We start from the raw sequence: 14,065 nt of genomic DNA on the forward strand, positions 1-14,065 counted from the left end.
ATCAAGCTTACTTGCGGGATGCAATCATAGATTTTCCTGTCATTTCCGCAGGTTGCGGAAGTTGCATCAAATCCAGAAGCGTTGGAGCTACGTCAGCCAGAATTCCATGCTCACGCAGAACGATATTTTCGTCAGTCAAAATGAACGGAACCGGATTCGTTGTGTGAGCTGTGAACGGACGTCCCTGCTCATCAATTTCCATATCCGCGTTACCATGGTCAGCGATGATAATTACCACGCCACCTTTGGCTTTAACTGCATCTACAACACGTCCAACACATTCATCCGTCGTCTCTACTGCCTTAATTGTTGGTTCCAGCATACCGGAGTGTCCAACCATATCCGGATTGGCAAAGTTCAGGATAATCGCATCATGCTTGTCAGCTTCGATTTCCTTAACAGCAGCATCCGCTACTTCATACGCACTCATTTCAGGCTGCAGATCATATGTAGCCACTTTAGGCGAATTGATCAAAATACGAGTTTCGCCAGGAAGCTCCACATCGCGTCCGCCACTGAAAAAGAAAGTAACGTGCGGATACTTTTCTGTCTCAGCAATACGCAATTGCTTTTTGTTGTTTTGTACCAGCACTTCACCAAACGTGTTGTCCAGATTTTTCGGTTCATAGGCAACAAAGCCTCCAACCGTTTCACTGAACAAGGTCAGGCAAACAAAGTGCAGATCCTTAGGCCATTTTGGCCCACGGTCAAAACCACGGAAATCTTCATTGGTAAATACTTGAGACAATTGAATCGCACGGTCAGGACGGAAATTCAGGAATACGACAGAGTCATTGCTTTCGACCAGCCCTACAGGGCTTCCATCAGCCTTCACAATAACAGTTGGTTCCACGAATTCATCGAACACTGACTTTTCATACGATTCCTTCAATGCTTCGAGTGGGTCGGTGTATTGAGGACCTTCACCGTATACGATTGCACGGTAAGACTTCTCAACACGTTCCCAACGTTTGTCGCGGTCCATTGCATAATAGCGCCCTTGTACGGTTGCAATTTGGCCAATGCCCACTTCCTGAATTTTAGCGACCAGTTGTTGCATAAAGCCTACGCCGCTATCAGGCATAACGTCACGTCCATCCATGAAAGCATGAATGTACACTTCAGTTAATCCTTCTTTTTTAGCCAGATCCAGCATAGCGAACAGATGGCTGATATGGCTATGCACACCACCGTCGGACAGAAGTCCGTACAGGTGAAGTTTAGTGTTGTTCTTCTTCGCATGTTGCACGGCTTTAACCAATGTTTCATTGTCGAAGAACTCGCCTTCACGGATGGACTTCGAAATACGAGTCAAATCTTGATATACAATTCGACCTGCGCCGATGTTCAAGTGACCTACTTCGGAGTTACCCATTTGTCCTTCCGGCAGACCCACCGCTTCACCAGAAGCCGTCAACGTGGTATGTGGATACTGTTTTAAATACTGGTCGTAATTCGGTTTGTTGGCCTGTGCAACCGCATTGCCTTCCACAGTGTCACGCAGTCCGAATCCGTCCATAATAATTAAAGCTACCGGTTTTGGTGCTGTCATCTTACTTCGCCCCCTCAACAAGCGCGATGTACGACGCCGGTTGAAGACTGGCACCGCCCACGAGCGCGCCGTCAATATCGCTTTGACCCAGGTACTCAGTAACATTTTCAGGTTTTACACTACCACCGTACTGAATACGTACAGCATTTGCTGTATTTTCATCATACAGCTCTTTAATCAGACTACGGATGTAGGAAATCACTTCATTCGCATCCTGCGAAGTAGAGGATTTGCCTGTTCCGATGGCCCAGATTGGCTCATAAGCAACTACGACTTGTGCTGCTTGATCTTTAGCCAGACCAGCAAAAGCTGCTACAGTTTGCACTTTTACAACTTCTTTGGTTTGACCTGCTTCACGGTCTTCCAGCTTTTCGCCTACACATACAATTGGTGTCAGGCCATGACGGAATGCTGCATGAACCTTTTTGTTCACCGTTTCGTCTGTTTCGTTGAAATACTCACGACGCTCGGAGTGTCCGATCACAACGTAGTCTACGCCCAGATCTTTAAGCATTCCGCCGCTGATTTCACCTGTAAATGCGCCATCTTCTGCAAAGTGCAGGTTTTGTGCGCCGATTTTAATAGATGTGCCTTTTACTGCTTCAACCAGAGCAGGAAGATTTGTAAATGGAGCACATATAACGCTCTCCACTCCTGCAACCTCTGCTTTACCTTTGATCTCTTCGATGAAGGTTTTAGCTTCTGGTACGGTTTTGAACATCTTCCAGTTACCCGCGATAATCGGTGTTCTCAATGGTTTCAACTCCTAACTATTAGGTGCCCTAAAGCCTTTATTACGCGTAATGCGTTTGATTATTTATCGTTAAGTGCAACAACACCCGGAAGTGCTTTGCCTTCCATGAATTCCAGGGATGCGCCGCCGCCAGTGGAGATGTGATCCATTTTGTCAGCCAAGTGGAATTTTTCAGCCGCAGCCGCAGAATCACCGCCACCAATGATGGTGTATGCTTCTGTTGTAGCACAAGCTTCCGCTACTTCACGAGTACCGCCAGCGAAAGGCTCGATTTCAAATACACCCATTGGTCCATTCCAAACAACCAATTTGGAGTTTTTGATAACATCTGCATAAATTTTACGAGTTTTCGGTCCGATATCCACGCCTTCCCAATCTGCAGGAATGCCGTCGATGTCCACAATGTTCGTGTTCGCTGTAGCACTGAAATCGTCAGAGATAACGATATCCACAGGAAGGTAGAAGTTTTTGCCAAGCTTCTTCGCTTTTTCAATAAATCCAAGAGCTACGTCCAGTTTGGATTCATCCAGCAAAGATTGACCCACTTCATGACCTTGAGCTTTGAAGAATGTATAAGTCAAACCGCCGCCAATAATTACGTTATCTGCAATGTTCAGCAGGTTGTCGATTACGTCGATTTTGTCTTTTACTTTGGAACCACCAATAATGGCTGTAAAAGGACGATCTGGATTCGACAAAGCTTTACCAATAACAGACAACTCTTTTTCCATCAGCAAGCCGGAAACAGCCGGAAGGAAATGCGCGATACCTTCTGTAGAAGCATGAGCACGGTGTGCTGCACCAAAAGCATCATTCACGAAAATGTCAGCCAGTTCAGCAAATTGCTTAGCCAGTTCAGGATCATTTTTCTCTTCTCCTGGGTAGAAGCGTACATTTTCAAGCAATAGCACATCGCCGTTTTGCAGTTCAGCCACTTTCGCTTTAACAGCTTCACCAACTGCTTCGTCCACTTTAACAACTGGCTTTTTCAGCAGTTCGGACAAACGTACACCAGCAGCAGTCAGACGCATGGATTCAACGACTTGACCCTTTGGACGTCCAAAGTGACTCGCCAAAATAACTTTTGCACCTTTTTCAATCAGGTAGTTAATGGTTGGCAAGGTTTCGCGAATACGCTTGTCATCTGTAATTTTACCATCTTCAACCGGAACGTTAAAATCTACACGAACAAACACCCGTTTTCCATTCAGTTCTATATCACGTACGCTCTTTTTGTTCATCTCCATATTCCTCCGCACCCTTATAATTTTACTAAACAGGAATTTAAGGCACATTTTGATATATAAAGAGCGGAAACAATAACACCTGTTTCCGCTCTATGATGTTGCTCGATAAGGAAATTCTTATTTAGCCAATTTAGCGAAGTATTCCAAAGTACGGATCAATTGTGCAGTGTAGGACATTTCGTTGTCGTACCAAGCTACAGTTTTAACCAGTTGTTTGTCGCCAACAGTCAGAACTTTAGTTTGAGTTGCATCAAACAGGGATCCGAAAGTCAGACCTTTGATGTCAGAAGAAACGATTTGATCTTCAGTGTATCCGTAAGTTTCAGGATCGGAAGCTTCTTTCATCGCTGCGTTGATTTCTTCAGCAGTTACGTTTTTCTCCAGAACTGTTACCAGCTCAGTCAGGGAACCTGTTGGTACTGGAACACGTTGAGCTGCGCCATCCAATTTACCTTTCAGCTCAGGGATAACCAGACCGATTGCTTTAGCAGCACCAGTAGTGTTAGGGATGATGTTTTCAGCTGCTGCGCGAGCACGACGGAAGTCACCTTTAGCATGTGGAGCATCCAAAGTGTTTTGGTCGCCAGTGTAAGCGTGAATTGTAGTCATCAAGCCTTCAACGATACCAAATTTGTCTTGCAATGTTTTAGCCATAGGAGCCAGGCAGTTAGTTGTGCAAGAAGCACCGGAAATTACAGTTTCAGATCCGTCCAGAATTTCATGGTTTACGTTGTAAACGACAGTTTTCATGTCGCCAGTAGCTGGAGCGGAGATAACAACCTTTTTAGCGCCGCCTTTCAAATGTTTCTCAGCAGCTTCTTTAGTTGTGAAGAAACCTGTGCATTCCAGAACGATGTCTACACCCAGGTCTCCCCAAGGCAATTCTTCTGGGTTACGGTTAGCCAAAACTTTAACTTCTTTACCGTTTACTTTGAAGAAACCATCATGTACTTCTACTTCCCCTTGGAAAGTACCTTGTGTTGTATCATATTTCAACAGATGCGCCAGCATTTTGGAATCTGTCAAGTCGTTAATTGCTACTACTTCAATACCTTCTACGTCTTGAATACGGCGGAAAGCAAGGCGTCCAATACGTCCGAAACCGTTAATACCAACTTTAACTGTCATGAGTGAGTTCCTCCCAAAGTTCGTTTAGTTTAGTTTTATATATTCAAGACAGACCCGAAAGCCCGTCAAGACAACACAATTAAAAAACCTTATCAATCTCTTAAATAACGGCTTACAATCTCGGCAGCAGCGCCTTCGTCAGTGACAAGAATGTCTTCCTGTCCGAAACGCAATACCGCATGAATAGCAGCCGCCTTGCTCTTGCCTCCAGCCACACCTAACACCGTCTCCGTGCGCCTGATGTCCTCCAAACGGAGTCCAAGCGTCAGCATTCTGTGAACAACGACGCCGTCTTCGTTAAAATAATAACCAAACGATTCGGCGACCGCGCCCTCATTGCTGATCTGGGCAAAGGTTTCAGGGTCAAGCTTGCGTCTGTGGGCCATTGCTATGGCGTTGCCTATCCCGTGAATGATAATACGACTCTCTCGAATCAGGCTCAATATATCCTGAATATTCGTATCCTCAAGCAAGGAGTTGTAAGCATGATTGCTGAGCAAATCCGGTACATGGAGCAGACGGTATTGAGCGCCGACCTTGCGAGCCATCGTGGAAGCAATTGTATTTGCCTGCATTTCCATGCTCTCTCCCAAACCCCCGCGTGCCGGTACAAACCATCCGCCTTTAAGCGGGCCGTTAGCAGGTAATGTCAGTTGTTCCGCCACATCTGCAATCGTCGTGCCACCTGTTACAGCGACCACGTCCTCGTCATCCATAACACTCAGCAGCGCCTTTGCGCCAGCACGGCCCAGTTCCTGCTTCGCTAACGGTGAAGCATCCGAATCCCCTGGAACGACAACCACCTTCCTCAAACCGTAGGCTTGACGAATCTGATCCTCCAATTGGGACAGGCCGAACAAGTTGTTCGCAATCGGCTCCAGCTGTTCCAGCAGATCCAGTCCTGCTTTGCTCACCTTCATGCCCACACTCTCAATCTCAATTAGCCCTTGCGCTTTAAGGAGATCAGTCTCAGCGCGCAGTACGCGCTCGGTCATATCCAGTGAAGCTGCCAGTGTTCTGCGTCCAATAACTTCGGACAGCATAATCTGATGCAGGATCGTGTACCTTTTTTTCAAAACATCCATGAGGTCGGGCAGAAGCTGCTTCTGTATTTCTAATATCTTTCGCATGCTTTCCACTCCCGCACACTTCTAAGTTCTGTCTCTATGCTATATCTCTAACTGGTCTTAAAATGTCCCGGGATAACTTTTTAAGTCCCACGTATATCTTACCCAATATTTGCTTCACATGCAAGTCTATCTGAACCTATATTTCTCAACTTTTTATGTGAATATGCGCACGTAATAAAAGCTTGCAATTCAATGCCGTATATCATATAATCATCTTTGTTTCCAAATTAATTAGTTAGTTGCTTGTAATGTTCATCTGTGCGCCCGTGGTCCAACGGATATGACGTAGGCCTCCGGAGCCTGAGATCGAGGTTCGATTCCTCGCGGGCGCGTCGTTTTATATGATTGGCTAAATGTTCCATATAATGTTTTTAACCAAAAAGAGCGCTGAGCGCTCTTTTTTTAATCAATAGTTTGACTTTCTTTGACTTTTTGTTTGAAATTGTTTATCATGTGGTTAATACGGTAACAGTTTATAAATAGGGATGTGTAATCGGCATATCCACCAAATCCACTAACGATATTTAAGGGAGGTTTTTTGACGTGAGCTATGTTCCTATGGTAGTAGAACAAAGTAACCGCGGCGAACGCGCCTATGACATTTATTCCAGACTGTTGAAGGATCGCATTATTTTGTTGGGCTCGGACGTCAATGACGTTGTAGCCAACTCAATTATTGCACAAATGCTGTTTTTGGCTGCTGAAGATCCTGAAAAAGACATTCACTTGTATATTAACAGTCCTGGCGGTTCCATCACAGCTGGTATGGCCATTTTCGATACGATGCAATACATTAAACCTGACGTATCTACCATTTGTGTAGGTATGGCTGCTTCCATGGGTGCTTTCTTGCTGAATGCAGGTGCCAAAGGCAAACGTTTTGCCTTGCCAAACAGTGAAATTATGATTCACCAACCACTGGGCGGTGCACAAGGACAGGCAACGGATATCGAAATTCGCGCCCGTCGCATTCTGAAAATGCGTGACAAATTGAACCGCATTCTCGCAGATCGCACAGGTCAACCACTGGAACGCATCGAAAAAGACACAGACCGTGACTATTTCATGTCCGCTGATGATGCCAAAGAATACGGTATTATTGATAAAGTGTTAACTAGCTCCTCTCCAGAAGGTGTATAAGAAAAGTGGTTTACTTCTGAATAGCTGGTAAATAGAAAGGCTGCCTCGGATTTTTGTATCCAGTAGGCAGCCTTTTTGATTTGCTATTTTTTAAAAATATAGGTCATCCAAATTATTGATTTTGTCCCGCAAAAGGCTTCCCGCCCTGAGGCAGCAGTTGAGCGAACGAGTAAGTAAACTCTGGAATTCCATACGCGTATGGAGCATAATCATACAAATCAAACACGATGATTACTCCACTATTGGTCACATAAAAATTCTGATCTGCGGCCAACTCTTTAAATTTTTCAAAACCTTCGCCAGCCTGGAGCGCATCAATTTTTTTCTTCAGATCAGCATTCAAAAACTTTTTATAGTTCGGATTTGCCTTCAATACGTCAGACAATTGTAGCAGCTTGCCATCAGCGAGCGAGAACGTGTATCCTTTACGCGCCGTCATACCATGTGCGCCACCTGTATACGAGTAGTCCTGCATAATCACACTTAGAATACCGTCCTTGTTATAGGCAATTGCAAAATCATTTTCGAAATCATACGGTCTTTCTGCTGTAACCTCTCCCTCTGCCACCATCTTTTTGCCTGCTGCCAATACTGTCTCTGCATGCTTCTTAAGCACATTATTAATGGCCTGTTGAGCCTCAGAATTTAGCTGATTGCCGCTGATTTGCGGATACTTAATCTTATAAGACACCTTTGCATTACTCGAAGCTGGAAGCGTCTGAGATGCAATTGTAATTGGATTTAGCTGGCTTTTACTCAATGTTACGGTTTTCTGAGCTGCATTCCACTGAGCATCGATACCCAGATAGTCTTTCAGCAGACTCATAGGGATGTATAACTTCCCGGCGACCATTTTGGCATCCATGCTGCGCGTGTTGATTCCGTTCACATTGACATAGGCATCCGAGGAGGAGACCACGATATAGAGCTTGTTGTACCCACTCCCCACTGTATATGTCCCTTCTTTGGTGTCATAGCTCACCGGAATTCCCAAGCTGTCACGCAGTGCTGCCACTGGAATCATGGTGTTCCCGTTCACTTGAATACCTTTAGCGGCCAACGTTTTACCATTCCATTGGATGGCGATCCCTGGTTGCTGTGTTGTCGCTTGCTGCTGTTTGGTCGATGCTGCCCCAATATAGGAAACCGGAATAACCGCAACTCCTGCTAAAATTCCCGCTGCCAGCAATGCTGAGCCCCATTTTTTTGTATGTTTGTTCATCGTAAGTATTCCTCCTATTGCAAATCTGTATAATCTATGTGTTTTGATCACTTTTCTTATTATATCTATACCCTATTGTATGTAGTTTACAATCTGTACACTCCCTGATTTCAATCTGTACACCTAACAGCCATTAGCAATGACAGACTCATTACAAAATGGTTTCAATAGACAAAAGAAGCCAACAAGTCATCCTGCAATGTTGCAGGCGCTTGCGGCTCCGCTTAATGGTCTATACTAGTTCATCTCATATTGAGCAGACACTTGGACTTTCACCGTTACTTGACCCGACTGTATCTCTGTTCCGCCACTCATATCCATGAGCGCTTTGGACATGGCATTCTCACGTTGTGTGAAAACCTGAGCTTCCCCGCCATCTACTGTAACATTCACCAGAGCTCCTAAGCCACGTTTAGCTGATTTTGCTACGGCACTGGCTTTGGATTGAGCATTATCCAACGCCTTTGCAATGGCTGCTTCCTCATAAGCGGAAGAATTCTCTACGGAAAACTGTATATTATCTACGTTGTTTGCCCCGGAATTTGTAGCCTCATCCAACAGTTGACCAATTTTGTCCAAATTGCGATATTTCACTGAAAGTGTATGGTTGGCCATGTAGCCTTTGAGCTTCTGTCCTTCTTTCTCGTTATAGGTATAGTTAGGTTGTACAGAGAACTGGCTTGTCTGAATATCGTCTGCACTAATGCTCCATTTTTCTTTTAATAGCTGTGTAACCTTGTTTATTTTCGCAGCATTGGCTTTTTGAGCAGCAGCAGCGGTGTTCCCTTCCGATTGCACACCAATAGAGAGATAAGCGATATCTGGCTTAGCCATTATTTCACCACTTCCACTCACGTTAATTACACCATTCGCCGTTGCTGCATAAGCGCGATCAGCTCCCGTCCACAGCCCTCCTGCTATTCCCCCAGCTAATAATGCTCCTGCAAGAATTGCTGTGCTTACTGTTTTTGTCCAAACTCTCATTGTAGTCAGCCTCTTTCTTGAAAATGTTTGTACCTTCCAGACGGAAAAAACGGGAAAAGGTTGCAGTCAAGCGGTATAAATTTCCGAAACAGAGCATTACCCAGGGGTTTTAACTATTTGTAGCTTGGACTTAACGCGGTCGCTATATTCAAATAAATATACATAAATAGCTTAATGGCGGGGCTGGTTGAATGCTTTTTTCTGGATACAAAAAAAAGCCCCCGAGGGGGCTTTCACTAAGAGCATACATCATATCACAAAGCAAATGCTCGTTTATTGATTTTCCAGCTCTACCTTACTAACCAGACTTACTAAAGCGTTTACAGCCTGTTCGGCGTCCGCACCTTCAGCACTAATATTGATTTCAGTACCTGTACTGATGGCGAGGCTCATAATACCCATGATGCTCTTGGCATTAACCTTTTTGTCTTCTTTTTCCACAAAAATTTCAGATGAATATTTATTCGCTTCCTGTACGAACAACGCAGCAGGTCTGGCGTGCAGTCCTGTTTTCAAGCGTACAACTACTGGATGTTTTGACATGTCAGCTTACCCCCTCATCAAATAAATCTGGACGCTATTTACTCCATTTTATTTATCACATTATAACATTAACCCGGGACAGACACTAGAAAAAAAACTAAAAAAACCGGTTCTAAAAGCCCCACAGACCCTCTTTTACGGAATCAGGCCGTTTTCCCCCCTGATTTTGTCAGCCATCTCATCAATTTTGCGAAGTCGATGATTTACACCCGATTTACTCACGACCCCTTTGAGCATTTCCCCGACTTCTTTTAAATTCAAATCGGGATGAGCAAGCCGAATTTCTGCCACTTCACGCAGTTTATCTGGCAAGGTCTCCAAACCAACTTCCCTCTCCAGCAACTTAATATTCTCAATTTGCCGGACAGCAGCTCCGATCGTCTTGTTCAAATTAGCTGTTTCGCAATTAACAATACGGTTTACGGAATTGCGCATATCGCGCATGATACGTACATCTTCAAATTTGAATAAGGCTTGGTGCGCCCCAATGATACTGAGCAGCTCAATGATCTTCTCGCCTTCCTTGATGTAAAGGATAAAGCCTTTTTTTCGCTCAATACAGCGGGCATTGAGATGAAACTCATTAGCGAGATCAACTAGCGCCTGACAATGCTCCTCATACATCGAAGAAATTTCAAGGTGGTAAGACGATCCCTCTGGATTATTCACAGAGCCACCTGCCATAAAGGCACCCCGCAGATAAGCCCGCTTACAACAGTTTTTCCGAATGATATCTCGATTAATCCCGTCAGTGAACAAGAAACCTTCTGAGACAATATAAAGCTCCTTTAGCAGCTCTTGTACACCATTAGGAATACGGACAATATACACATTATTTTTTTTCAAGCGCATTTTTTTCCGTACAAGCAGTTCGATGTGAAGTTGAAAATGCTTTTTGATCAAGGAGTAAATCCGCCTTGCAATCGCGGCATTTTCTGTGGACACGTCCAATATCACCCTTTTATTCGACAGTTGTACGGATCCGAGCATACGTATGAGCGCAGACAGTTCCGCTTTTTCACAGCAGGGCTGGCTTTCAATCATCGTAAGCTCTTTTTTCGTTTGTGCCGCAAAGGACAAGGGACTCACCTCCTTCTTAACATCCAGTTTTGTACCAATTGGTAAATATGCTGGCTCAGTTTGTCGGCGTCATGCCGTAAATACGTGCGGAACAGAACTAACGTATCTGCCACTACTTTATATCCTCGATCAGCCAGCTCGCCCATGTCTACTTGAACAGGCTTAGCTCCCTGCTCGGCATACATCTCCTGTACTTGGGGCGGAATTTCTCCGTTATTTACAATGACATAGTCGAACAGATGATGTCCTACATGCTCATAGATCGCTTGCAGGTGATCTCCCACTGTATAGCCATCGGTTTCCCCCGGCTGGGTCATCACGTTGCAGACAAATATTTTGATAGCATCTGATTTCACCACAGCCTCAGCAAGTTTCGGTACAAGCAAATTCGGTAAAATGCTGGTATATAGACTGCCGGGACCAATCAGAATCGCATCGGCTTCATTAATGGCTTCCACAGCCTCAGGCAACGGCTCCACGTGAGTCGGTTCAAGAAAAACACGTTTGATTCGTCCGCCCGCTTCTGGGATTTTGGACTCCCCGGTGATCACCGTACCATCCTCCATCTCGGCGCTGAGCACAACGCCTTCTTCAGCCGCCGGTAGTACACGCCCTCGGACAGCAAATACACGGCTAAGCTCACGCACCGCCGTTACAAAATCCCCCGATATATCAGTCATCGCTGCTAAGATCAAATTCCCCAAGCTATGGCCTGACAACCCTGATCCAGCACCGAAACGGTATTTTAGCATATCTGACATTACTGGTTCCACGTCAGCCAAGGCAGTCAGCACATTGCGGATATCCCCTGGAGGGGGCATCTGCAGCTCACTGCGCAATATCCCGGAGCTTCCGCCATCGTCAGCGACTGTAACAATAGCCGTAATATCCAGCGGCTTTTGCTTCAAGCCCCGCAGCATGACGGACAAGCCGGTTCCGCCGCCCATAACAACAATACGTGGGCGCTCCCGTTGTGATCCGGTCTCTTTCATGATTTCACCTCATTAATGCCGGTCCCGATCAGCATCCCGATGCGAAACAGAAACGGATTCTGTCTCGCTGGCACCCAGCATTTTTCCTAAATACTCCGATATTGCAACTGAACGATGCTTACCTCCAGTACAGCCAATACCGATAATGACCTGGCTTTTACCCTCTTTGCGATACTGCGGAATCAAAAAGTGCAACATATCCAGTAACTTGGTCAGAAACGCCTGAGTCTCCGGCCACTTCATAACATAATCATATACATCGCTATCCTGTCCCGTGTGTGGACGTAGCTGGTCCACATAGTGGGGATTAGGCAGGAAGCGCACATCGAATACAAGATCGGCATCAATGGGAATACCATACTTGAAGCCAAAAGATGTAATGTTCACGGACAGCATACTGCTCTCCAGATGAGAAAATCTCGAGATAATCCTCGCCTTTAAGGTTGCGGGCTTCATCGTACTTGTATCAATAACCTGTGTAGCGGAGCTTTTGAGTTCCTCCAACATCTTACGCTCCAAACGAATCCCATCCAAAGGCATACCATCTGGAGCAAGCGGATGCCGTCGACGGCTTTCTTTGTACCGCTGTACGAGAACACCGTCATTCGCATTCAAGAATAAAATTTCACAATGAATCGTAAAATGATCTTTAATATAATTAAGCGATTCCGACAAGGCGGTGAAAAATTCTCGTCCGCGTAAATCAATGACAAGAGCCACTTTGCCTATTTTACCGTTAGACTGCTCAATCAACTCGGCAAATTTGGGAATCAGCACAGGGGGCAGATTATCAACGCAGAAGAAGCCCAAGTCTTCAAGGCTCTGCACCGCAATGGTCTTCCCTGCGCCTGACATCCCCGTAATAATAATGAGCGTTGCCCACGGTGCAGCATTTTTTAGATTGTCTGTCATATGGACTTCCCTCTCCTTTTGCTTCTTCGCTCTATGCCAGTACCCCTATCATCAACCTGTGGATTAGGAGCGTAGCAGCAACCCTGCAGCTCCTACGATACCCGCGTCATTGCCTAACACCGCTGGTACGATATATACACCTTTTTGAAGCGGTTCAGGTGCCAGCTTGGCGTATACGCGACGCATCTCTTCAAACAAAAAGTCGCCTGCTTTAGAAACACCGCCGCCTATAATAAACAATTCTGGATTGAGCACAGCGGCAACAGCTGCCATCGATTTCCCCAAATAAAAGGCAGCCCGGTTCACGATACGCAGCGCGACTTCATCCCCGGCTTTAGCAGCATCGAATACTTCCTTAGCAGCAATGTGATCTTCCAGAGCCAGAGAGGTCCGGTCGCCACGTTCCACAGCATCCTTGGCCATACGAATGATGCCTGTTGCGGAAGATACAGTTTCCAAGCAACCCATTTTGCCGCATCCACACTGAATAGCCTCCAGATCAGGCACAACGCTGATATGGCCAATTTCCCCAGCCATGCCCGAAGAACCTTGATATATTTTACCGTTTATAATAATACCGCCACCTACGCCTGTTCCCAGGGTATAGCATACGCAGTTTTCAATGCCTTTGCCTGCACCAGCCCAAGCCTCACCCAGCGCAGCAACATTCGCATCATTGTCTATTTTCACAGGCTTGCCAATCCGGTTCTCTAGGAGCGCACGGATCGGTACGTCACGAAAGCCAATATTAGGAGCGAGGACAATAATACCATCACGAACATTCGTAAAACCTGCAACGCCTGCACCGACACCCTTTAGTTGATCCCACTCATAAGGAGATTCCTCAACAATGTGCCGCACATATTTTTCGATATTACCAATGACAACGTCTACACCTTTATCGGTTTCGGTTGGTCCCTCATATGTGTGCAAAAGCTGTCCGTTTTCATTACAAATGCCGACTTTAATCGCGGTACCACCCAAATCGACACCTACATAGATACTTTCAGACATGTTCCAAGCCACCTTTTATGTTTACTTAAAAATCTGGTATGAAATATAGCTTAAAATTCCTGCCTCATAATAGTAATCCTACGTTCCAACTATAATTGAAGCCCCCGTTACGGTCAAGGACACTTGCCTGTTGAAAAATGTACGATTAGCTGAACTTTTAACCTCATGCCTCCATAAGAAAAACGTCTGTTGACGTACTTTCAAGGAAGCCAGACCACGCTTAACGGAAATTTTTCTTGCGATTAAAGAATTGTTCAGCTCCGCTGAACATTTATAAATTCTATAATCATAAAAAGGAGAAAGCCTGTGCAAATGCACCAGGCTTTCTCTTCCTGAACAAACAACGGGGCTTAACAGAGGGCCCTTA

General features: G+C 45.4%; 13 protein-coding genes and 1 tRNA gene. 2 read left to right on the forward strand and 12 right to left on the reverse strand.

Annotated elements, in window-relative coordinates:
* Positions 1-7: 7 nt before the first annotated feature.
* From gpmI to ACXHJ2_RS22960, 5 genes are all read right to left on the reverse strand, one after another.
* A complete protein-coding gene (gpmI, locus tag ACXHJ2_RS22940) occupies positions 8-1,552 on the reverse strand; it encodes a 2,3-bisphosphoglycerate-independent phosphoglycerate mutase (RefSeq protein ID WP_165084370.1) in 1,545 nt (514 codons plus the stop codon).
* A gap of 1 nt (position 1,553) precedes the next feature.
* A complete protein-coding gene (gene tpiA / locus ACXHJ2_RS22945) occupies positions 1,554-2,306 on the reverse strand; it encodes a triose-phosphate isomerase (RefSeq protein WP_013308264.1) in 753 nt (250 codons plus the stop codon).
* A 59-nt stretch (positions 2,307-2,365) separates the two neighbouring features.
* Positions 2,366-3,547, reverse strand: coding sequence for a phosphoglycerate kinase (locus ACXHJ2_RS22950; RefSeq protein ID WP_044786793.1), 1,182 nt, complete (start codon positions 3,545-3,547; stop codon positions 2,366-2,368).
* 123 nt (positions 3,548-3,670) lie between these two features.
* Entirely contained in the window at positions 3,671-4,681 is a 1,011-nt protein-coding gene (gene gap, locus ACXHJ2_RS22955; RefSeq protein WP_013368817.1) for a type I glyceraldehyde-3-phosphate dehydrogenase, read from the reverse strand.
* Positions 4,682-4,773: 92 nt separating this feature from the next.
* Positions 4,774-5,811, reverse strand: a complete 1,038-nt coding sequence (locus ACXHJ2_RS22960; RefSeq protein WP_013368816.1) for a sugar-binding transcriptional regulator — start codon at positions 5,809-5,811, stop codon at positions 4,774-4,776.
* 260 nt (positions 5,812-6,071) lie between these two features.
* On the opposite strand from ACXHJ2_RS22960, the gene ACXHJ2_RS22965 reads away from it, so the two are divergent.
* A tRNA-Arg gene (locus ACXHJ2_RS22965) sits at positions 6,072-6,143 on the forward strand.
* A 211-nt stretch (positions 6,144-6,354) separates the two neighbouring features.
* Positions 6,355-6,951, forward strand: a complete 597-nt coding sequence (gene clpP, locus ACXHJ2_RS22970) for an ATP-dependent Clp endopeptidase proteolytic subunit ClpP (protein WP_013368815.1) — start codon at positions 6,355-6,357, stop codon at positions 6,949-6,951.
* A 112-nt stretch (positions 6,952-7,063) separates the two neighbouring features.
* Here clpP and ACXHJ2_RS22975 read toward each other — a convergent pair whose 3' ends face one another.
* The 7 genes from ACXHJ2_RS22975 to ACXHJ2_RS23005 form a co-directional block, all read right to left on the reverse strand.
* On the reverse strand, positions 7,064-8,173 hold the full coding sequence (locus ACXHJ2_RS22975) for a PdaC/SigV domain-containing protein (RefSeq protein ID WP_165084368.1): 1,110 nt from the start codon (positions 8,171-8,173) through the stop codon (positions 7,064-7,066).
* A 237-nt stretch (positions 8,174-8,410) separates the two neighbouring features.
* Positions 8,411-9,157 carry an SIMPL domain-containing protein gene (locus tag ACXHJ2_RS22980; RefSeq protein ID WP_165084366.1) on the reverse strand — a complete coding sequence of 249 codons (747 nt, stop codon included), beginning with the start codon at positions 9,155-9,157 and terminating at the stop codon, positions 8,411-8,413.
* 273 nt (positions 9,158-9,430) lie between these two features.
* A complete protein-coding gene (locus ACXHJ2_RS22985) occupies positions 9,431-9,700 on the reverse strand; it encodes an HPr family phosphocarrier protein (protein ID WP_013368811.1) in 270 nt (89 codons plus the stop codon).
* Between the two features lie 135 nt (positions 9,701-9,835).
* Positions 9,836-10,780 carry a DNA-binding protein WhiA gene (whiA, locus tag ACXHJ2_RS22990; RefSeq protein WP_013368810.1) on the reverse strand — a complete coding sequence of 315 codons (945 nt, stop codon included), beginning with the start codon at positions 10,778-10,780 and terminating at the stop codon, positions 9,836-9,838.
* Between the two features lie 5 nt (positions 10,781-10,785).
* Entirely contained in the window at positions 10,786-11,772 is a 987-nt protein-coding gene (locus ACXHJ2_RS22995) for a gluconeogenesis factor YvcK family protein (protein ID WP_013368809.1), read from the reverse strand.
* A 12-nt stretch (positions 11,773-11,784) separates the two neighbouring features.
* Positions 11,785-12,684: an RNase adapter RapZ gene (gene rapZ, locus ACXHJ2_RS23000; protein ID WP_013368808.1), complete on the reverse strand. Its 900-nt coding sequence runs from the start codon at positions 12,682-12,684 to the stop codon at positions 11,785-11,787.
* A gap of 63 nt (positions 12,685-12,747) precedes the next feature.
* Entirely contained in the window at positions 12,748-13,698 is a 951-nt protein-coding gene (locus ACXHJ2_RS23005) for an ROK family glucokinase (protein ID WP_013368807.1), read from the reverse strand.
* Positions 13,699-14,065: the final 367 nt, after the last annotated feature.

This window comes from Paenibacillus sp. ALE3 (assembly GCF_054113405.1).

Coding starts and splice junctions, on each gene's coding strand:
- ACXHJ2_RS22960 (WP_013368816.1), bottom strand. CDS start 5,811: ATGCGAAAGATATTAGAAATACAGAAGCAGCTTCTGCCCGACCTCATG.
- ACXHJ2_RS22995 (WP_013368809.1), bottom strand. CDS start 11,772: ATGAAAGAGACCGGATCACAACGGGAGCGCCCACGTATTGTTGTTATG.
- ACXHJ2_RS22980 (WP_165084366.1), bottom strand. CDS start 9,157: ATGAGAGTTTGGACAAAAACAGTAAGCACAGCAATTCTTGCAGGAGCA.
- ACXHJ2_RS22950 (WP_044786793.1), bottom strand. CDS start 3,547: ATGAACAAAAAGAGCGTACGTGATATAGAACTGAATGGAAAACGGGTG.
- ACXHJ2_RS22975 (WP_165084368.1), bottom strand. CDS start 8,173: ATGAACAAACATACAAAAAAATGGGGCTCAGCATTGCTGGCAGCGGGA.
- gap (WP_013368817.1), bottom strand. CDS start 4,681: ATGACAGTTAAAGTTGGTATTAACGGTTTCGGACGTATTGGACGCCTT.
- rapZ (WP_013368808.1), bottom strand. CDS start 12,684: ATGACAGACAATCTAAAAAATGCTGCACCGTGGGCAACGCTCATTATT.
- ACXHJ2_RS23005 (WP_013368807.1), bottom strand. CDS start 13,698: ATGTCTGAAAGTATCTATGTAGGTGTCGATTTGGGTGGTACCGCGATT.
- ACXHJ2_RS22985 (WP_013368811.1), bottom strand. CDS start 9,700: ATGTCAAAACATCCAGTAGTTGTACGCTTGAAAACAGGACTGCACGCC.
- gpmI (WP_165084370.1), bottom strand. CDS start 1,552: ATGACAGCACCAAAACCGGTAGCTTTAATTATTATGGACGGATTCGGA.